At 31.4% G+C, this 19,540-nt stretch carries 19 protein-coding genes and 2 tRNA genes; 13 read left to right on the plus strand and 8 right to left on the minus strand.

Going from position 1 to position 19,540, the window contains the following annotated elements:
* The first annotated feature begins 151 nt into the window (after positions 1-151).
* The 6 genes from purH to rodA all read left to right on the plus strand — a co-directional run bounded on the left by purH (position 152) and on the right by rodA (position 7,249).
* Positions 152-1,675 (plus strand): bifunctional phosphoribosylaminoimidazolecarboxamide formyltransferase/IMP cyclohydrolase, encoded by a 1,524-nt coding sequence (gene purH / locus BVC87_RS04095; RefSeq protein ID WP_075341087.1) that lies wholly within the window; start codon positions 152-154, stop codon positions 1,673-1,675.
* Between the two features lie 76 nt (positions 1,676-1,751).
* Positions 1,752-2,780 carry a rod shape-determining protein gene (locus tag BVC87_RS04100; RefSeq protein WP_075341088.1) on the plus strand — a complete coding sequence of 343 codons (1,029 nt, stop codon included), beginning with the start codon at positions 1,752-1,754 and terminating at the stop codon, positions 2,778-2,780.
* Between the two features lie 7 nt (positions 2,781-2,787).
* Positions 2,788-3,600 (plus strand): rod shape-determining protein MreC, encoded by an 813-nt coding sequence (gene mreC, locus BVC87_RS04105; protein WP_075341089.1) that lies wholly within the window; start codon positions 2,788-2,790, stop codon positions 3,598-3,600.
* A complete protein-coding gene (mreD, locus tag BVC87_RS04110) occupies positions 3,593-4,105 on the plus strand; it encodes a rod shape-determining protein MreD (RefSeq protein WP_075341090.1) in 513 nt (170 codons plus the stop codon). Before mreC ends, mreD begins: the two co-directional genes overlap by 8 nt.
* The gene (gene mrdA / locus BVC87_RS04115) at positions 4,102-6,000 is read left to right on the plus strand and encodes a penicillin-binding protein 2 (protein ID WP_075341091.1); all 1,899 of its coding nucleotides are present in this window, start codon (positions 4,102-4,104) and stop codon (positions 5,998-6,000) included. Before mreD ends, mrdA begins: the two co-directional genes overlap by 4 nt.
* Positions 5,972-7,249 carry a rod shape-determining protein RodA gene (rodA, locus tag BVC87_RS04120; RefSeq protein ID WP_075341092.1) on the plus strand — a complete coding sequence of 426 codons (1,278 nt, stop codon included), beginning with the start codon at positions 5,972-5,974 and terminating at the stop codon, positions 7,247-7,249. The genes mrdA and rodA overlap by 29 nt, the downstream gene beginning before the upstream one ends.
* Before the next feature lie 380 nt (positions 7,250-7,629).
* Here the strand turns inward: rodA and rpsT are convergent, their stop codons facing one another.
* The 4 genes from rpsT to proS all read right to left on the minus strand — a co-directional run bounded on the left by rpsT (position 7,630) and on the right by proS (position 9,727).
* Positions 7,630-7,881, minus strand: coding sequence for a 30S ribosomal protein S20 (gene rpsT / locus BVC87_RS04125; RefSeq protein ID WP_075341093.1), 252 nt, complete (start codon positions 7,879-7,881; stop codon positions 7,630-7,632).
* Positions 7,882-7,917: 36 nt separating this feature from the next.
* Positions 7,918-7,989, minus strand: a tRNA-Glu gene (locus tag BVC87_RS04130).
* A 113-nt stretch (positions 7,990-8,102) separates the two neighbouring features.
* Positions 8,103-8,174: transfer RNA gene (locus BVC87_RS04135), tRNA-Glu, on the minus strand.
* A 74-nt stretch (positions 8,175-8,248) separates the two neighbouring features.
* A complete protein-coding gene (gene proS / locus BVC87_RS04140; protein WP_075341094.1) occupies positions 8,249-9,727 on the minus strand; it encodes a proline--tRNA ligase in 1,479 nt (492 codons plus the stop codon).
* A gap of 144 nt (positions 9,728-9,871) precedes the next feature.
* On the opposite strand from proS, the gene BVC87_RS04145 reads away from it, so the two are divergent.
* The 5 genes from BVC87_RS04145 (at position 9,872) to porT (ending at position 14,796) form a co-directional block, all read left to right on the plus strand.
* Entirely contained in the window at positions 9,872-10,936 is a 1,065-nt protein-coding gene (locus tag BVC87_RS04145) for a hypothetical protein (protein WP_075341095.1), read from the plus strand.
* A gap of 43 nt (positions 10,937-10,979) precedes the next feature.
* Positions 10,980-12,356 (plus strand): OmpP1/FadL family transporter, encoded by a 1,377-nt coding sequence (locus BVC87_RS04150; RefSeq protein ID WP_075341096.1) that lies wholly within the window; start codon positions 10,980-10,982, stop codon positions 12,354-12,356.
* Between the two features lie 116 nt (positions 12,357-12,472).
* Complete coding sequence (locus tag BVC87_RS04155; protein WP_075341097.1) at positions 12,473-13,375, plus strand: NifU family protein; 903 nt, start codon at positions 12,473-12,475, stop codon at positions 13,373-13,375.
* Complete coding sequence (gene ubiE, locus BVC87_RS04160) at positions 13,368-14,096, plus strand: bifunctional demethylmenaquinone methyltransferase/2-methoxy-6-polyprenyl-1,4-benzoquinol methylase UbiE (protein ID WP_075341098.1); 729 nt, start codon at positions 13,368-13,370, stop codon at positions 14,094-14,096. The genes BVC87_RS04155 and ubiE overlap by 8 nt, the downstream gene beginning before the upstream one ends.
* A 1-nt stretch (position 14,097) precedes the next feature.
* Positions 14,098-14,796: a type IX secretion/gliding motility protein PorT/SprT gene (gene porT / locus BVC87_RS04165; protein ID WP_075341099.1), complete on the plus strand. Its 699-nt coding sequence runs from the start codon at positions 14,098-14,100 to the stop codon at positions 14,794-14,796.
* A 443-nt stretch (positions 14,797-15,239) separates the two neighbouring features.
* Here the strand turns inward: porT and BVC87_RS04170 are convergent, their stop codons facing one another.
* The 3 genes from BVC87_RS04170 to BVC87_RS04180 form a co-directional block, all read right to left on the minus strand.
* A complete protein-coding gene (locus BVC87_RS04170) occupies positions 15,240-16,046 on the minus strand; it encodes a mechanosensitive ion channel family protein (protein WP_075341100.1) in 807 nt (268 codons plus the stop codon).
* A gap of 29 nt (positions 16,047-16,075) precedes the next feature.
* On the minus strand, positions 16,076-16,201 hold the full coding sequence (locus BVC87_RS23845; protein WP_262509520.1) for a hypothetical protein: 126 nt from the start codon (positions 16,199-16,201) through the stop codon (positions 16,076-16,078).
* Between the two features lie 104 nt (positions 16,202-16,305).
* Positions 16,306-16,878: an RNA polymerase sigma factor gene (locus tag BVC87_RS04180; protein ID WP_075341102.1), complete on the minus strand. Its 573-nt coding sequence runs from the start codon at positions 16,876-16,878 to the stop codon at positions 16,306-16,308.
* Positions 16,879-17,095: 217 nt separating this feature from the next.
* Between BVC87_RS04180 and BVC87_RS04185 the strand changes: the two genes are divergently transcribed.
* Entirely contained in the window at positions 17,096-17,959 is an 864-nt protein-coding gene (locus BVC87_RS04185) for a sigma-70 family RNA polymerase sigma factor (protein ID WP_075341103.1), read from the plus strand.
* A gap of 100 nt (positions 17,960-18,059) precedes the next feature.
* Complete coding sequence (gene rpe / locus BVC87_RS04190; RefSeq protein ID WP_075341104.1) at positions 18,060-18,716, plus strand: ribulose-phosphate 3-epimerase; 657 nt, start codon at positions 18,060-18,062, stop codon at positions 18,714-18,716.
* Here rpe and BVC87_RS04195 read toward each other — a convergent pair.
* Entirely contained in the window at positions 18,676-19,500 is an 825-nt protein-coding gene (locus BVC87_RS04195) for a zinc-dependent peptidase (protein WP_075341224.1), read from the minus strand. The genes rpe and BVC87_RS04195 overlap by 41 nt on opposite strands.
* Positions 19,501-19,540: the final 40 nt, after the last annotated feature.

The following is a 19,540-nucleotide window of genomic DNA, read 5'->3' on the forward strand; positions in this document are numbered from 1 at the left end:
CAGAATAAAAAGTCAACATGGAAAAAACCAAACCGAAAAAATTTGTAAGTTATTAACATATTTTTTCGGTTTTTTCTTTGCCTTTACATAAAATCATTGCAGTAGAATTCTTCTTTTAGTAAATTTGCGCGCTCATTGACAACACAACAACATGAGCACAAAAACAATAAAATCTGCATTAATTTCTGTCTTTCATAAAGATGGACTAGCACCAATAGCAAAAAAACTTAACGAATTAGGAGTAACTATTTACTCTACTGGAGGTACAGAAAAATTCATTTCTGAATTAGGAATTGATGTAGTTTCTGTGGAAAGTGTTACTGATTACCCTTCAATTTTAGGAGGACGTGTTAAAACTTTACACCCAAAAGTTTTTGGTGGAATTCTTAATCGTCAAGATAATGAAGGAGATGTTCAACAGTTAGAAGAATATAATATCCCTCAAATAGATTTAGTGATTGTAGATCTATATCCTTTTGAAAAAACAGTTGCTTCTGGCGCTTCTGAGCAAGATATTATTGAAAAAATAGATATTGGTGGTATCTCGTTAATTAGAGCTGCAGCCAAAAACTTTAAAGATACTTTTATTGTATCTTCAATGGAGCAATATGACGAGTTTTTAAACATTATTTCTGATAATAATGGAGAAACCTCAATAGTAGACAGAAAACGATTTGCTGCTAAAGCATTCAATATTTCTTCTCACTACGATACTGCTATTTTTAATTATTTTAATGAAGATGAAGTAGCTTTTAAAGCTAGTGAGACTATTTCTAAGACATTACGATATGGTGAAAATCCACATCAAAAAGGATTTTTCTTTGGAGATTTAGATGCTATGTTTGATAAGCTCCATGGAAAAGAATTAAGCTACAACAATTTATTAGATGTAGATGCCGCTGTTAATCTAATTGGTGAATTTAAAGGAGAAGCACCTACGTTTGCTATCTTAAAACATAATAATGCTTGTGGATTTGCACAAAGAGAAACCGTTTATCAAGCTTATGTAGATGCACTTGCTGGTGATCCTGTTTCTGCTTTTGGTGGAATTTTAATTACCAACACAACAATAGATAAAGAAACTGCAGAAGAAATTCATAAATTATTCTGTGAAGTAGTTATTGCTCCTAGCTTTAGTGATGACGCATTAGAAATTTTAAAAGGAAAAAAGAATCGAATTATACTTATTCAGAAAGAAGTTACGTTATCTACTCAAACAGTAAGAACTGCCCTTAATGGAGTATTAGTACAAGATAAAGATAATAAAACGGACGCTATAGAAGATCTTTCATATCCTACAAACACAAAACCTAATCAAGACGAGTTAGAAGATTTATTATTTGCTTCAAAAATATGTAAGCATACTAAATCTAACACTATTGTTTTAGCTAAAAACAAGCAATTATGTGCTAGTGGTACTGGTCAAACTAGTCGAGTAGACGCTTTACGTCAAGCAATTGATAAAGCAAAAAGTTTTGATTTTGATTTAAAAGGAGCTGTTATGGCTAGTGATGCTTTCTTCCCTTTTCCAGACTGTGTAGAAATAGCTGATAAAGCAGGAATTTCATCAGTAATTCAACCAGGAGGATCTATAAAAGATGAATTAAGTATCAACTACTGTAATGAGAATAATCTATCTATGGTATTTACAGGAACAAGACACTTTAAACATTAGAATTATAGTGTTTTTTCTTTCATTTTTTTTATTAGATTTGTGAGAATACATAAACGGGATATAATAAATAAAATTTATGGGATTTTTTGACTTTCTAACGGAAGATATAGCAATTGATTTGGGAACTGCAAACACCCTAATAATTCATGATGGAAAAGTGGTGATTGATAATCCCTCCATAGTGGCTCGAAATAGAGTAAATGGAAAAATCATTGCTACAGGTAAGGAAGCTCAAAAAATGCAAGGTAAAACCCATGAAAACATTAAAACTATTCGTCCACTAAAAGATGGAGTTATCGCAGATTTCCAAGCCTCTGAAGATATGATCAAAGAGTTTGTGAAACAGATACCTGCAATTAGAAAGAAAATCTTCCCTCCTTCATTACGAATGGTAATTTGTATCCCTTCTGGTATAACAGAAGTAGAAAAAAGAGCAGTAATCGATTCTGCTCGTCATATGAATGCTAAAGAAATTTATCTCATCTATGAACCAATGGCTGCGGCCATTGGTGTAGGTGTAGATATTATGGAACCTAAAGGAAATATGATTATTGATATAGGCGGTGGAACTACTGAAATCGCTGTCATTGCTTTAGCAGGTATTGTTTGTGACCAATCTGTAAAAGTTGCTGGTGATTTATTTACGAGTGATATTATGTATTACATGAGAACACAACATAACTTATATGTAGGTGAAACCACTGCTGAAAAAATGAAAATCCAAATTGGCGCTGCAACTGAAGATCTTGATGAAGCTCCAGAAGACATGATGGTACAAGGTAGAGACTTATTAAGTGGAAAACCTAAACAAGTTCAAGTTTCTTATAGAGAAATGGCTAAAGCTTTAGATAAATCAATTTTAAGAATTGAGGACGCTGTAATGGAAACCTTATCAAAAACTCCTCCTGAATTAGCGGCTGACATATATAATACAGGGATTTATTTAGCTGGTGGTGGATCGATGTTAAGAGGACTAGATAAAAGATTGTCTCGTAAAACTGATTTACCTGTTTATATTGCCGAAGATCCTTTAAGAGCTGTAGTAAGAGGTACAGGTATAGCTTTAAAAAACCTGAATAGATATAAGAGTGTACTAGTAAGCTAATGTTACCATGCAACAACTCATTTTTTTCCTACAGAGATACAAATATTTTTTGTGTTTCATTTTGTTGCAAATTATAGCGCTATTTCTAACTATTAATAATCATAGCTTTCATAGAAGTAAGTTTATTAGTTCTGCAAATTCAATTTCTGGCAACTTTTACACCAAGAAAAACAGCATTAGTAGTTATTTAGATTTAAGATCTGAAAACAATTCTCTTATTGAAGAAAATCAGCTGTTAAAAAACAAAATCTCATTACTTGAACAGCAAATAGATCAAGTTGATAGTCAAACCAAAATTGATTCTATTGCCAATCAACAGTATAAATATGTTGATGGTAAAATAATTAAAAATGAATTTCATAAACCCTATAACTTTTTAACTATCAATAGAGGAAAAAAGCATGGAGTTACTAGTGAAATGGCAGTTGTAAATCATAAAGGGATTATTGGGGTTACTGACTTTTCTTCTGAAAACTATAGTAGAGTTAGATCAATATTAAATAGAGATAGTAAAATCAATGCTAAACTAAAAAACACAACGTATTTTGGTTCTTTAAGTTGGGATGGAAAAGATCTAAATACTGTTCAATTAGCTGATATCCCTAGACAAGCTACAATTAATGTGGGAGATACAATTGTTACTGGTGGTAATTCAACTATTTTTCCAAAAGGAATACCAATTGGAATTGTTGAAAAAAATTCTAAGGCAATGATTCAAGTGAAGTTATTTAACGAAATGAATAGACTTGAAAACATATACACTATTATTAATTTTGACAAACAAGAAATTAAAGATTTAGAAAACGCTAATAATGAATAAAAGAACATTCAATTTATTGTTGTCTTTCATTGGGTTAACACTATTACAAGTATTAATATTAAATAACATCTTAATATTTGGCTATGTAAACCCATACTTATACATTATTTTCATTTTTATCTTCCCGTATAAAGTAAATAGATTTCCAATACTTTTTTCAGCTTTTTTCTTGGGCTTATTTGTAGATTTATTCTCAGATTCTGGAGGGATACACACATTTGCCACAACTACAATTGCCTACATAAGACCTTACTTTTTTAAAACCTTTTTTCAAAAAACTGAAGTTGATTATGAGTTTTTTACCATGAGCCAAGAATCTTTTGGAAAAGTATTTAATTTCATTGCTTCACTAACTCTAATTCATCATTTCATTGTTTTTCTGTTGATCAATTTTAGTTTTAATAATTTCTTAAATGTTATTGTAAACACACTATTATCCTGCATTTTTTCGTTAATTTTATATTTTGTGGGGAACTTTATTTTTAGAAGAAAACAGCAATTGTGAAACGAAGCTTTTTATTAATTTTTTTAATAGGATTAGTAGGCATTATATACATAGGTAGATTATTTCAGTTACAAGTATTAGAAGGCGGTAACCCTAATCCAATAAGTAGTGCTACTATAAAAATTGAATATGACTATCCTGAACGAGGTTATATCTATGATAGAAGTGGTAAACTGTTAGTTGCCAATCAAATTTCTTACGATGTTATGGCGATTCCTAAAGAATTATCAGCCATAGATACTCTTGAATTTTGTAGCTTACTTAAAATCTCCAAAGAAGATTTTTTACGCAGAATTAAAAAAATTAAAAATGCAAAAAAGTTTGCTCCTTGGTTACCCGCAGTCTTTATAAAGCACTTAGCCAAAAAAGATTATGCTTTTTTACAAGAAAAACTACACAAATTCAAAGGATTTTACATTCAAAAAAGAACCATTAGAAATTATCCCAAACCAATTGCAGCAAACGTATTAGGTTTTTTAGCAGAAGTAAATGAGTTACAAGCTAAAAATAATCCTGAATATGAAAATGGTGAATTAATCGGAAAACTTGGAGTTGAGAGATATTATGAAAAGGAACTGAGAGGTAGTAAAGGTAAAAAACATTACAACAGAGATAATCTCAATAGAATTACAGGTTCATATAAAGAAGGTATTTATGACACGCTTTCTGTTCCAGGAAAAGATCTGACATTAACCATAGATAGTGATTTGCAGAAGTATGGTGAAAAATTAATGACAGGTAAACGAGGAGGAATTGTTGTGCTCGAACCATCATCTGGAGAAATACTCGCTTTAGTTACAGCTCCCTCTTACGACCCAAACTTATTAGTGGGTAGAAAACGTTCAGTATACTCTCCTACTCTTTTCGGAGATACCATAAATAATCCTACATATGATAGAGGCCTTCAAGGTGTTTACCCTCCTGGTTCTCCTTTTAAAATATTGAATGGACTTGTTGGCTTACAAGAAGGAGTTATTAGTGAGCAATCATACGTATATTGTTATGGAGGATATCGATACGGAAAACGTAAAAATGAATTCATGAAATGTCATTGTGGTATTTATGGCAGACCTATTCGTTTAAAAAAAGCTATAGCTAGATCCTGTAATAGCTATTTTTCTGATGCTTATCGAAAAATTATAGATAAACCTAAGGATATAAAATCCGGATTTGATAATTGGAGTAATCAGATTAAAAGTTTTGGTTTAGGAAATTATCTAGGTTACGATCTACCAGTAGGTCAAAAAGGATTAATTCCTAATGCTAAGTATTATAATGATCGTTATTCTTTTGGTTGGGGACCTACCACTAATATCTCGAATGCTATAGGTCAAGGAGAAATTCAAACTACACCTATCCAACTTGCAAACGCGACAGCTGCTATTGCCAATAGAGGGTTTTACTTTACGCCACATATTGTCAAAAAATTAAATAGTGAGAATATCAACAATGAAAAATTCACGTCAAAAAGGCAAACCACTATTGCTCCAGAACATTTTCCTGCTGTGATTGATGCGATGCATGAAGTTTTTAAAACTGGTACAGGTAGATATAGTCAGGTAAAAGGAATTGATATATGTGGAAAAACAGGAACCGTTGAAAATTTTACTAGAATAAATGGTCAAAAAGTGCAATTAACTGACCATTCAATACTTATAGCTTTTGCACCAAAAGACAACCCTAAAATAGCCATGGCTGTTTTTGTAGAAAATGGAGGTTTTGGTTCAACAATCGCGGCTCCAATAACTAGTTTAATGATTGAAAAATACATTAACGGTAAAGTGGAACGAAAATATTTAGAAGATCGAATGGTGAATCTGAGTCTTCAAAAAGAATACGATAAATTGATAATAAAAAAAGATTCCATTGAGGCAACAGGAGAACAACATCTTTAAAAACATAGATTGGTTTACTATACTACTATATTTAATTCTAGTTGCTTTTGGCTGGGTTAATATTTATGCTGCATCTTCTACAAATAGCAGCGGCGAGTTATTTGATTTTAGTAGCAGATATGGAAAACAGCTGATTTTTATCGCTTTGAGTTTCCCTTTAATTGTTTTCATTCTATTCCTTAACTCTAAATTTTACGAACAGTATTCCAGTTTAATTTATATTTTTTCTTTGGTTTTATTAGCTGGAGTCTTGGTCTTTGGAAAAAAGATAAATGGAGCTACCTCTTGGTATAATTTCGGAGGAATAGGATTACAGCCTTCTGAGTTTTCTAAAGCTTTTACAGCGCTTGCATTAGCAAAATTAATGAGTGATAGACAATATAATTTAGATCTTGTAAAAAATCAAATCAAGGCATTTATTGTTATTTTTCTCCCTGCTTTTTTTATTGCATTACAGCCAGATATGGGATCTGTATTAATTTATTTCTCTTTCTTTTTTGTATTGAATAGAGAAGGATTAACACTAAGATATTTCATATTAGGAATTATCACTATAGTTTTGTTCTTACTTACTGTAAACTATGGAACTAAAATTATCTTAATTTCTACCTTATCCGTAACCTCGCTTATCATTATATACTTAATATATAAAAACAAACAGTTTTTCAGATTTAACTGGCCCATAATTTTACTCACGTATGTAGTTTCTATTTTATTTATAACTGCTGTAGGTTATACATATACCAATATTTTAAAACAACATCAAAAAGACCGATTTGATATTTTACTTGGAAAAATTGAAGATAATAGAGGAATTGGTTATAATACCTATCAATCTGAATTAACCATTAAATCAGGAGGTTTTTTAGGCAAAGGTTTTTTACAAGGAGATCGTACACAAGGAAATTTTGTCCCCGAACAAGATACCGATTACATTTTTAGTACAGTAGGAGAAGAATGGGGATTTCTAGGTAGCGCACTAGTTATCATTCTTTTTTCTGTTTTATTATATAGAATCATTTTTTTAGCTGAACAGCAAACTAATAAGTTTTCAAGAATATACGGTTACGGTTTAGTTTCCATCCTATTTTTTCATGTTATTGTTAATATAGGAATGGTTATTGGGCTTTTACCTACCATTGGTATTCCTCTACCCTTTTTTAGCTACGGTGGATCTTCTTTATGGGGTTTTACGCTATTAATATTCATCTTTATACGATTAGATGCACACAAAAAGTATGACTATTAATTAATTTCTAATAAACACATGAATGTCGTTTAAGAATAAATGTATCACTTCGAGTGAAATTATTTGTGTAATGACATGAAAAATAATTTTATGTCAAGAAGTAAAAATAGTGTTCTCGATAGCTTTACTTAGCAAAACCGAAGTACAATTTTACCTCATCATTATTCCGTAAAGCTACTCGAACTGACAAGATTTTCATCTAAGATTAACGTTAATAAAAGAATTTAAATAGTCTTTTTTACTATTCACAATACTACTTTGACAAAATAATTCCTGGAATACTAAATCATATTTTTGATTTAAATATATAAACAACAAAAAATACCTCAGATAAAATCTGAGGTATTTTTTGTTATATTAACTAACCTTAAAATTCTTTCTTATAAAGCAGCTACGTGCTTAGTAAGCTTTGACTTTAAATTAGCAGCTTTATTCTTGTGAATAATATTATTTTTAGCCAATTTATCAAGCATAGCAACAACACCAGATAACATTCCTTCAGCTTCCTTCTTATCTGTAATAGCTCTTAATTTTCTAACAGCATTACGTGTAGTTTTATGCTGATACTTATTTCTTAAGCGCTTAGTCTCGTTACTTCTTATTCTCTTTAATGCTGACTTATGATTTGCCATTTTACTAAAATCTTAAATGTTTATAAAAAAACTTTGTACTCCGTACGGGATTCGAACCCGTGTTACCAGGATGAAAACCTGGCGTCCTAACCCCTAGACGAACGGAGCGGGAACAACCTTTTCAGATTGCGGGTGCAAATATAGAATTAATTTTCAGTACTTGCAAAATTTTATCTAAAAAAATCAGATAAAAAAAGCTTCGAAATAAATTCGAAGCTTTGTACTCCGTACGGGATTCGAACCCGTGTTACCAGGATGAAAACCTGGCGTCCTAACCCCTAGACGAACGGAGCAAAAAAACGATCTTTTGCGTTTGCGGGTGCAAATATATAATACTTTTTATAATCGCACAACTTTTTTTTATTTTTTAATACGCTTTTGCAAAAAGAACCCTTTTATTTGAGCTTTTTCCAGTTAATATACAAGAACCTTCCTCTTCTACAGCATCATTAGGTATGCATCGTATTGTAGCTTTAGTTAATTCCTTTATCTTATCTTCAGTTTCTTCTGTTCCATCCCAATGTGCAGACACAAAACCACCTTTTTCTTCTATTACTTTTTTAAACTCTTCAAAAGAATCCACTTTAGTAATATGAGTATCTCTATATGATAAAGCCTTATCATATAAATTTGTTTGAATTTCAGATAATAGATTTTCAACAAAGTTTATAAGATCATCTTGTGCTACAGTTTGCTTTTCAAAAGTATCTCTTCTTGCTACCTCTACTGTTCCATTCTCTAAATCTCTATTACCAATAGCAACTCTTACAGGCACTCCTTTAAGTTCATATTCTGCAAACTTTGCCCCTGGCCTCATGGTATCTCTATCATCAAACTTCACAGAAATTCCTTTTGCCTTTAATGCTGCAATTGTAGGTTGCATTTTATCAAAAATAGCATTCAACTGCTCTTCACCTTTATATATAGGCACAATAACAACTTGGATTGGAGCTAACTTAGGAGGTAGTACTAATCCTGCATCATCAGAATGTGTCATAATTAAACCTCCAATTAATCGAGTAGAAACTCCCCAAGACGTAGCCCAAACGTACTCTTGTTTCCCTTCTCTAGATGTATATTTTACATCAAATGCCTTTGCAAAATTCTGTCCTAAAAAATGTGATGTACCTGCCTGTAGTGCTTTTCCATCTTGCATTAATGCTTCTATAGTGTATGTATCATCAGCCCCAGCAAAACGCTCACTTTCAGATTTTGCTCCTCTAACCACTGGCATAGCCATAAATTGCTCTGCAAAAGTTGCATATACTTCTTGCATCTGTTTTGCTTCTGCTACAGCTTCATTTTTAGTTGCATGCGCTGTATGTCCTTCTTGCCATAAAAACTCAGCTGTTCTTAAAAAAAGTCTTGTACGCATTTCCCAGCGTACTACATTTGCCCACTGATTAATTAATAAAGGTAAATCTCTATGTGATTGTATCCAACCACGATAGGTATTCCATATAATAGCTTCAGAAGTTGGTCTAACAACTAACTCTTCTTCTAATTTTGCTTCTGGGTCAACTCTTAATTTCCCTTCCTTATCAGGATCTGCTTGTAAACGATAATGAGTTACTACTGCACATTCTTTAGCAAAACCTTCAGCATTTTTTTCTTCAGCTTCAAATAAACTTTTAGGGACAAAAAGAGGAAAATAAGCATTTTGATGACCTGTTTCTTTGAACATTCTGTCTAATTCTGCTTGCATTTTCTCCCAAATGGCAAAACCATATGGCTTAATTACCATACATCCTCTAACGGCTGAAGTCTCTGCTAAATCTGCCTTAACAATCAGTTCATTATACCATTTTGAATAATCTTCTGCTCTTTTTGTTAAATGTTTACTCATAATTAAAAGTTTGGCACAAAAATTGTTGCTTTTTTATTGTAAATTACAGCTACAAAACTACTGTTAAATTAGTAATTGCGATAATAAACTCGTTTTTTTTTGCTGCTAATTTCAAAAATTTTAAATTTATAAAAAGATAAGAGTATGAAATCATATTACACCAAAACCAAACTTCCAGTATACTTTTTATCATTACTTGTGGTAACTACACTAGTTTCTTGCGGGGCTGCACAATCGGTTTCGGATAGTGATGATGGAATTTATGCGGAAGACACGGAGCAGCCAAAACGCAGAGTTATTGTTAATAATCAAAAAGAATATGATGATTATAATGAAAACTACTTTACAAAAGAATTAGAACGTTTAGATGATTTAAACGGAACAGACATAATTACAGATATTGAAAATTATAGTTCTGAAGATTATGATTTTGAAGATGTTGTTGAAGATGAAGAAGAACCAGAAAATCAAATATCGACCAATAGAGAACCTTGGGGATACAGTAATGATTCTGATGTAGTTGTTAATGTTAACACATTTAGAAATGGTTTTGGTTGGGGATTCTATGATCCGCTATGGGATCCTTTCTGGAACAATCAATGGGGCTTCGGATGGGGTAACCGTTGGGGCTGGGGTTGGAATCGTTGGGGATGGAATAACTGGGGCTGGGGATATGATCCTTTTTGTCCTCCATTCTGGAACAATGGATTCTATGCAGGCGGTTTTTATGGAAATAGATTTCGTTATGGATTCAGAGGTAATAGATTTAGTCGTTTTAATAGATACGGATACAATAGAGGTTATGGCCGTGGAATTTATGGAAGAAATGCTATAGCTTCTAGAAACAGAAGAGCTTACGCTAGAAATAGTTCAAGAGTAGGTTCTAGAAGATCTAACGTATATAGAAGAGGTAACAGAACTGTAAGAAGAAGTAACGGTAATGTATACAGAAATAGAAGAGGTACTACAAGTACTAGAAATTCTCGCTCTAGTAGTAGAATAAATAGAAACTCAAACTCAAATAGAAACTATTCTTCTAACGGAAGCTCAAGAAGTAGTAGGTCTAGAAGTTATAATAATTCTAGCAGTAGAAGTAGTAGATCTTACTCTGGCAGTAGAAGTTCATCACGAAGAAGTTATTCTTCAGGACGATCTAGTTCTTCTCGTAGTAGTGGTAGAAGTTACTCTAGAAGTTCTAGAAGAAGATAACCAAAACTTAAGTACAATATAATTTAGCTATTATCCTTAAAACATGAAAAAAATTACATTCTTTGTAGCATTATTTGCTACAATAAGCAACTTGTATTGCCAATTTTCAGATCTTAATGACATTGGTATTCTTTTCTCTCAAGACCAAAGAAATGGTACTGCTCGATTTAATGCAATGGCAGGAGCTTTTGGAGCGCTAGGTAGCGATGTTTCCGCTACAGATATCAATCCGGCGGGAGCTGCAGTTGCTAGAAAAAGCAAAGTTTCTTTTACTTTAGACAATACTATAAATGATCTTGATGTCAATTATTATGGCAATACAAACAATCTCCAAGATGAAAGGTTCAATTTTAGTCAATTAGGAGCGATTCTTGTAGTTGACACCAATAGTAAATCAAACTGGAATAGAGTTGCTTTATCATTCAATTATAAGCTAAAGGCAGATTTCGACAGAACTTTTAGAGGTAACGGAAACAGTAATCTTATTTCATTTGATGAACATATTAATGATTCTAATACACCTACAATTCTTTTTGACAGATCATTGTCACAAGACTTTTCAAAAGAAACAACAGGTCAAAATAGCGTATTCAACTTAGGTTTATCAGCAGTCCATGACAATAAACTATATGTTGGTGCTTCTTTAAAATTCCATAGTTTAGAATATAGAGAAAGAGCTTTCTTCAGAGAAAGAAATGATGAAGTAAATGGAAATATATTGACAGCAGAAGAAAGTTTTGATCGATTTATTGATGGACAAGGTTTTTCTTTTAATGTTGGATTCATTTATAAGATAAATAAATTTATGCGTATTGGAGCTGCTTATGAATCTCCTACATGGTATCAAGATGTTGTTGAAGAAGAAGCTTATGATTTATTTATGGCAGGTATTCAAAATTTAGGTATTAGCGCTGGAGAAGAATCAAACTTTTTTGGACCTAATGCCCTACGATTTAGAACTCCTAGTAAATTAACTGCTAGTGGTGCATTCATATTTGGTAAAGATGGATTAATAAGTTTAGATTACACATATAGAGACTTTAGAAATGTAACCTATATAACAGATGTAAGCACAAGAAATCCTGATGGTTCTTTTTTTGACCCTAATGACTTCTTTGCTACCGACTATAGAGCAACACACGCTTTAAACCTAGGAGCAGAATGGAGATTTGAAAGATTAAGCGTTAGAGGTGGTTATTTTTATGAACAAAACCCAAACTTAAGAGAAGGCGGTAATACCAATACCGACAACTATAAAGGTTTTACAGCTGGTTTAGGATATAACTTTGGAAATACTCAAGTTGGTTTATCATATTTAAATGCTCAAACTGATGAGTTTTACAGTATCTATAATACAGGAGATGTTACTATTAATAATAGTAACTCTAGAATATCTGCAAGTGTAACTTTTAGTTTGTAAAAAATTAATTGGGGATTTTAAAACCTCTTAGGCGACGTTAATAACTAACAAAGTCCTAAGAGGTCTTTTTTATTAAATCAGTTTTTTACTGTAATTTTGTAATCTCATTTTTGATTATGAAAGAAATAAATATCCAAATAGAAAATACTAGTAATGATACTATTGTAAAGTTTGTAAGCAACTCTTTACTTATCAATACTGGTAGCCACGAATATAACAATATAGACGAAGCTAAAAACTCTCCTCTAGCTCAACAACTATTCTATCTACCTTTTGTAAAGAAAGTTTTTATAGCTGCAAATTTTGTAGCCATTCAACGTTATGATATAGTAGAGTGGGCTGATGTTCAAGAAGAGGTAAGAGTTCAAATTGAAAACTATTTAAACGAAGGGAATAGTATTGTAAAAGAGGATACTACTAAAAAAGAAGCTATAGAAGTATATGCTGAAGTTACTCCAAACCCTGCTGTAATGAAGTTTGGAACTAATAAAGCGCTTACTCAAAGCGATGTGGAGCTTAAAAATATAGAAGAAGCGAATCAATATTCTCCTTTGGCTAAAGCTTTATTTACTTTTCCTTTTGTTAAGGAAGTATTCATTTCCGAAAACTACGTTTCTGTTACCAAATATGATGTTGTTGAATGGAATGAAATTTACCAAGAAATACGATCTTTTATTAGAACATATCTTCAAGAGAAAAAGCCTATTATTTCGAAAATTCAAAAAACACCAGTTGAACAAGAAGAAGTAAAAACAGGTATTACAACGGATAATTTAGACGATACTTCTGTTAAAATAGTAGAGATTTTAAATGAATACATCAAACCTGCAGTAGCCTCAGATGGAGGAAATATAGCTTTCAAAAGCTACAATGCTGAAACAAAAGAGGTAAGTGTAGTTCTACAAGGAGCATGTAGTGGATGTCCTTCATCTACTATAACACTAAAAAACGGTATTGAAACTATGCTTAAAGAAATGTTACCTAACCAAATAAACGAAGTAATTGCCATTAATGGATAAACAAGTAAAACCTTATAAAGACTCCGAGTTAGGTAAAAAAGAGCAAATAGCTCAAATGTTTGACAATATATCTGGAAACTACGACGGTTTAAACCGTGTTATTTCTCTTGGTATAGATGTTAGCTGGAGAAAAAAAGTGGTAAAGCTAATTGGAGAAACGCAACCAAAATCTATTTTAGATATTGCCACTGGTACTGGTGATTTAGCCATGATGATGGCAAAATTAAATCCTGAAAAAATAGTAGGTTTAGACATTTCTCCTGGTATGTTAGAAGTTGGAAAGCAAAAAATTAAAAAAGCCAGCCTAGATAAAAAAATTGAAATGATTGTTGGTGATAGCGAAAATATTCCTTTTGATGATAATACTTTTGACGCTATTACTGTATCTTTTGGTGTACGTAACTTCGAAAACCTAGATAAAGGCCTTCAGGAAATTCTTAGAGTATTAAAACCTAACGGGAAGTTTGTTATTTTAGAAACATCAAACCCAACTAAATTCCCGTTTAAACAATTGTATAAATTGTATACTAACACTATATTGCCTACTGTTGGAAAGTTATTTTCAAAAGATAAGTCAGCGTATTCTTATCTTTCTGAAAGTGCTAATACTTTTCCTCATGGAGAAGCTTTCAACAATATTTTAATAAAAAATGGGTTTAAGAATGTGGAGAGCTTACCTGTTACATTTGGAGTAGCCTCTATATACACATCAATAAAATAACATGTTTAAAAAACTTTCTGTTTCTAGTTTATTATTTTTAATAGTATTTGGTGCCTACGCGCAAAGAGAACGTGTAGAGAATTTACCAAATTTTGATAAACGTTTAATCCATTATGGGTTTTATTTAGGTGCTAATACTAATGGTTTTAAAATTTCATATAAACCAAGTATTTTTTCCAATGTAGAAGTGGAAGTAGAATCTAATGTGGGATTTAATGTTGGTTTAATTGGAGATTTACGATTACATCAAAATGTCAATCTTCGTTTTGAGCCAGGTTTAGTTTCAAATACAAAAACACTTCGATTTAAGCATATTGCAAATGAAACACAAGGAACAAGAGAGGTAGGAAATACCTATTTACATTTACCTTTTATCTTTAAGTTTAGTACTAATAGGTTAAATAATATCAGGCCTTATGTATTAGGAGGTGCTTCTTTTGATTTTAACTTTTCTAGTAACGAAAAAAATCAAGATGATAACTTTTCAGGTCAGTTTAGACAGAATGCTAGTAACTTTATGTATGAAGTTGGAATTGGTATAGACCTATACCTTCCTTACTTTAAATTTTCACCTTCCATAAGAGGTGTTTTTTCTATGACTAATGAGCTAAAGCCTGATAATCGTACTCCTAGCCAATGGACAGATCCTATTGATTTCTTTGGAACAAGAGGTATATTCTTACATTTATCTTTCGAATAACAAATCATAACAATAATAAAAAAGAGTTGCTCATAAAAATGGCAACTCTACTTTAATGAATTAAGACTAGGTGTCCCCCCGGTTACCTTTGCCTTATATATAGTAAGACACTTTTACTTTTAAAAAGTCACTAATTACATCATAAAAAAATAGATTTATAAAGAAAATCAAAACAATCATCTGATTAAAAACCAATTATAAATCATAAAAAATCACTTAAATACTCAGATAAATTGATGGAGTAGTAAATTACAGTTATAAAAAATAAAAAGGACCAGTAAAACTAGTCCTTTTATGAGTTGCTCACTACGCAACCCTGTAGATAGAAGTCCCCCGAAATCTACCAAATTTTTATATAAAAAACTTTTAAGATTTGATAATCTTAAGTTTATATGTTTTCGTTATAAACTGGACAAATATAATCTAAATTTATTGAAACAAAATTATTTTTTTACAATTATTTTACTATCAACCACATCTTTGATTGGAAATATAACTTCTCCTTCTTTGGTTTTCAACGTAAGACATATATTATCTATTGCTGTAACCACACCTTCAACGTCTCCAATTTGTAAAGTAGATCCGATTACTATATTACGTCGTGAATAATATCCAAATAACAATCTAGCCACTGCATCTCTTGCTCCTAAACCAAAAGCAATAGTAAAAGCTAGTAAAACGGAACCTATAACTAAAGTTAAATTACTCTTGATTAAAGACGTATCTACTTGCGCTGCATCTAAAGCTGTTATGGAAAGAAAAACTACAATTAAATAAAAAGCAATATTACCTACTACATTACCACCACTAATTTCAAGTGATTTAAACATTCCCTGTATAGCTTTTTTAACCACGGTCCCTAAATATGCACCTCCTGCAAAAATTGCTAAGGCAGATACTAAATTTGGCAGATACTTAAAGAAACTTCTTAAACCATCAGATACAAATGTTAGTCCAAAAATACTTGAACCTGCCATTACAAAGATTAAGATTAGCAACCATTTTAATACCCCTAATATTACATTCGTAAGTACAATATTAATGGTAGTATTACCAAATATTTTTGTTTCACTTAATTTTTCAGACCACTGATCTATTTTAGTTTTTGATAGAATTTTTTTAACTATCTTCAATAAAACCTTGGTGAATAACCATGCAAAAATTAAAAAACCTAAAAACTTAAAGACTGAAGGAATAACATTCTTTATTTCGTTTAGTATTTCTTCAAAAGGTTCCATTAACTCATTCATAATGTATAGCTTAGTTTAGTTAGTGTATTTTACCCTTCATCTTTCTCACCTTTCAATTTTTCTTTTCTCTTTTTCTCTTCAACTTCATCTACTCCTCCACCTGTTAGTAAATCTCCTACAGCACTAGGATATTTCACTACGAATAAGTCCGCCATATCTATAGACAGCTTAATCATCGCCACGTCATTAAGCACTTTCTTCTTAAGTACTTCTGGCAGCTCTTGATCGCTAAGTATTTTTTTAAACGGATTATCCATATTTATAACTCATTATAGGCATTAACTACCTTTTCTTTTGCCCTCTTTAAACGCATTTTTACAGCGCTTTCCCCTAACTCTAATACCAATTGAATATCTTTTATACTCATATCATCTTGGTATTTCATTAGTAATATCATCTTATCTGATGGATCAATAATTTCTAGAGCTTTCGCTAATTTATCAGATTTCAATTCAAATAATGATGAATCATCTATTTCATCCATATTTGTATCTTCATCTTTAATCACATCAGTTACTACCGTCACTTTCTCATTCTTCTTTGCACTATTTCTTTGCACGTAATTTACACAAAAGTTATAGGTAAAAGAATATAACCACGTAGAAAACTTAGATTTTCCCTTAAATGTCCTTAGTTTAATAAATAAGCGTACAAACACGTCATGTGTTAAATCTTGAGCTTCTTCTTTACTTTTAGAAAAACCATAGCATTTGTTATACACCACACCTGCATACCTATCATAAAGTATAGCAAATAAATGGGTATCATTTTTTTCTACGATCTTCTTTACAAGCTCTTCGTCGCTTATATTATCAACTTTACTAGTTTTCAATAGTTTTATTACTAATTTGGCTCTACATTTAGATGAGACACAAAAAATAAACTAAAGTCACTTTTTAGTTTATTTCAAACCTAAATTTAACATTTAAGAATGCATCTGAAAACTTTTTTTAAAAAAAAATATACATTTTTTGTAACATTTATTTGATTGCCTACGTATAAGTATATGTAAAGTATTGATAGATAGAAAAGTTTAAAATAGAAAGTGTATGAGACAACTAAAAATTACAAAACAGGTAACCAACAGAGAAACTGCGTCATTAGACAAATATTTACAAGAAATTGGTAAAGTAGATCTAATTACTGCTGATGAAGAAGTAGAGTTAGCGCAGCGTATTAAAGCTGGTGACCAAAGAGCTTTAGAAAAATTAACTAAGGCTAACTTACGTTTTGTGGTTTCAGTTGCGAAGCAATATCAAAATCAAGGTTTAACGCTACCTGATTTAATTAATGAAGGAAATCTTGGATTAATAAAAGCTGCTAAGCGTTTTGATGAAACTAGAGGTTTTAAGTTTATTTCTTATGCTGTTTGGTGGATTCGTCAGTCTATATTACAAGCATTAGCAGAACAATCACGTATTGTACGTTTACCTTTAAATAAAATTGGTTCGATTAACAAAATCAATAAAATGTACGCATTTTTGGAGCAAGAAAATGAAAGACCTCCAAGTGCTGAAGAAATTGCAAAGAAGTTAGACATGACCGTAAGTGATGTTAAAGAATCTATGAAAAATTCTGGACGTCACGTTTCAATGGATGCACCTTTAATTGAAGGAGAAGATTCAAATCTTTATGATGTTTTAAATTCTGGTGAGTCACCAAATCCTGATAAAACATTATTACACGAATCTTTACGCATCGAAATCAACAGAGCTTTAGAAACCTTAACACCTCGTGAGGCAGATGTTGTTAGATTGTACTTTGGTTTAGGAGAACACCAACCAATGACTTTAGAAGAAATCGGAGAAACTTTCGATTTAACTAGAGAGCGTGTTCGTCAGATTAAAGAGAAGGCTATCAGAAGATTGAAACATACATCTAGAAGTAAAATTCTGATGACATACTTAGGGTAATTAGTAAATAACTGACTACATATATTTCGAAAACTCTCTTATTTAAGAGAGTTTTTTTATTGTACTTTTGCGAACAATATAAACACAACACAACTTAAAAATGAATAAATTAATAGCACCTTCTATATTAGCTGCTGATTTTGGAAATCTACAACGTGACGTAGAAATGGTAAACAACAGTAAAGCAGATTGGTTTCATATTGATATTATGGACGGTGTATTCGTTCCTAATATTTCTTTTGGAATGCCGGTTTTAAAAGCAATTTCTTCTCATGCAAACAAGACGATTGATGTTCACTTAATGATTGTTGACCCTGATAGATATATTTCAACTTTTGCTGATTTAGGAGCTGATGTTTTAACTGTACACTACGAAGCTTGTACGCACTTACACAGAACAATTCAAGCCATTAAAGCTAGCGGAATGAAAGCTGGAGTAGCGTTAAACCCTCATACTCCAATTAGTGTTTTAGAAGATATAATTACTGATTTAGATCTAGTTTGTATTATGAGTGTAAATCCAGGTTTTGGTGGTCAGTCTTTTATTGAAAACACCTATAAAAAAGTAACTCAATTAAAACAGTTAATAACTGAAACCAATTCAAACACTTTAATTGAAATTGATGGAGGTGTAACGAACAAAAATGCAAAACAATTAGTTGATGCTGGTGCAGATGTTTTAGTAGCTGGTAGCTTTGTATTTAAAAGCGACAACCCTACTGAGACCATTGCTGATTTAAAATCGATCTGTAATTAAGCATCTTTTCTATTTTAGCATACAACTTTGGAAATTGTTGCTGTAATTCTATTGGAGACTCAAAAAAATGCTCCATAATTACAGCAACAAATTCAATTTTATTTGTCATAGCATATTCTCTAAAGTAGTTAGACTCTTGTATTTGCTTTAATCTTCCTTCATTACTAACATAATCAAGAATTTCTTTATATTTTCTATAAAAAATCCTAGCACTTACATCTTTAGATTTACTACCATGAAATGTTAATGCATGCGAAAATTCATGTATGCCTAGATTAATATTATCATTGGTAATAATATTACCTATTAAAAAATCTTCCCAAGAAAAAATAATAATTTTCAATGCAGGATTATATTCCCCTTTATGATATTGTTCCGTAATAAGTGAGTAATAGACCTCTGGATATACAATTATTTTATCAAATGTTTGAGTTAAGTATTTTCTCATCCCAAATGTTAATTTGATATATGACGCTGCTATCAATACCTTTTTCTCTGGTGTGAATTCAAAGCTATTTCTAGAAATAAATTGATATTCTCTGATAAATTTAGCTACTCTATGCTCAAAGTATGCTTTGTGCTTATCATCTAAATTTTGATAAAAGGTAATACTTGTTTCTAAAAACTCTTTTTTCTGTTTCGATAGCTTTTTCTTTCTAAAATATACGTGAACGAAAATAGGTTTATTAAATACAAAAGCATACACTCTTTCTACAACATTTAACAATACCGTGGAAAAGCTAACCCCATACAAAGTTAGCTTCAACAAATAATACGACTTCATAGTAAAATTTAAGTTCGCAAGGTACATTAAATTCTTTAGC

Source organism: Tenacibaculum agarivorans (assembly GCF_001936575.1).
In the GTDB taxonomy this organism is placed as follows: domain Bacteria; phylum Bacteroidota; class Bacteroidia; order Flavobacteriales; family Flavobacteriaceae; genus Polaribacter; species Polaribacter agarivorans.

What these genes read in the sequence shown, in the direction of transcription:
- BVC87_RS04100 (WP_075341088.1), top strand. Translation starts at nt 1,752, where the DNA reads ATGGGATTTTTTGACTTTCTAACGGAAGATATAGCAATTGATTTGGGA.
- mreD (WP_075341090.1), top strand. Translation starts at nt 3,593, where the DNA reads ATGAATAAAAGAACATTCAATTTATTGTTGTCTTTCATTGGGTTAACA.
- porT (WP_075341099.1), top strand. Translation starts at nt 14,098, where the DNA reads ATGTTTAAAAAACTTTCTGTTTCTAGTTTATTATTTTTAATAGTATTT.
- BVC87_RS04170 (WP_075341100.1), bottom strand. Translation starts at nt 16,046, where the DNA reads ATGAATGAGTTAATGGAACCTTTTGAAGAAATACTAAACGAAATAAAG.
- proS (WP_075341094.1), bottom strand. Translation starts at nt 9,727, where the DNA reads ATGAGTAAACATTTAACAAAAAGAGCAGAAGATTATTCAAAATGGTAT.
- BVC87_RS04185 (WP_075341103.1), top strand. Translation starts at nt 17,096, where the DNA reads ATGAGACAACTAAAAATTACAAAACAGGTAACCAACAGAGAAACTGCG.
- BVC87_RS04195 (WP_075341224.1), bottom strand. Translation starts at nt 19,500, where the DNA reads ATGAAGTCGTATTATTTGTTGAAGCTAACTTTGTATGGGGTTAGCTTT.
- purH (WP_075341087.1), top strand. Translation starts at nt 152, where the DNA reads ATGAGCACAAAAACAATAAAATCTGCATTAATTTCTGTCTTTCATAAA.
- rpsT (WP_075341093.1), bottom strand. Translation starts at nt 7,881, where the DNA reads ATGGCAAATCATAAGTCAGCATTAAAGAGAATAAGAAGTAACGAGACT.
- BVC87_RS23845 (WP_262509520.1), bottom strand. Translation starts at nt 16,201, where the DNA reads ATGGCGGACTTATTCGTAGTGAAATATCCTAGTGCTGTAGGAGATTTA.
- mreC (WP_075341089.1), top strand. Translation starts at nt 2,788, where the DNA reads ATGCAACAACTCATTTTTTTCCTACAGAGATACAAATATTTTTTGTGT.
- rpe (WP_075341104.1), top strand. Translation starts at nt 18,060, where the DNA reads ATGAATAAATTAATAGCACCTTCTATATTAGCTGCTGATTTTGGAAAT.
- BVC87_RS04145 (WP_075341095.1), top strand. Translation starts at nt 9,872, where the DNA reads ATGAAATCATATTACACCAAAACCAAACTTCCAGTATACTTTTTATCA.
- ubiE (WP_075341098.1), top strand. Translation starts at nt 13,368, where the DNA reads ATGGATAAACAAGTAAAACCTTATAAAGACTCCGAGTTAGGTAAAAAA.
- BVC87_RS04155 (WP_075341097.1), top strand. Translation starts at nt 12,473, where the DNA reads ATGAAAGAAATAAATATCCAAATAGAAAATACTAGTAATGATACTATT.
- BVC87_RS04150 (WP_075341096.1), top strand. Translation starts at nt 10,980, where the DNA reads ATGAAAAAAATTACATTCTTTGTAGCATTATTTGCTACAATAAGCAAC.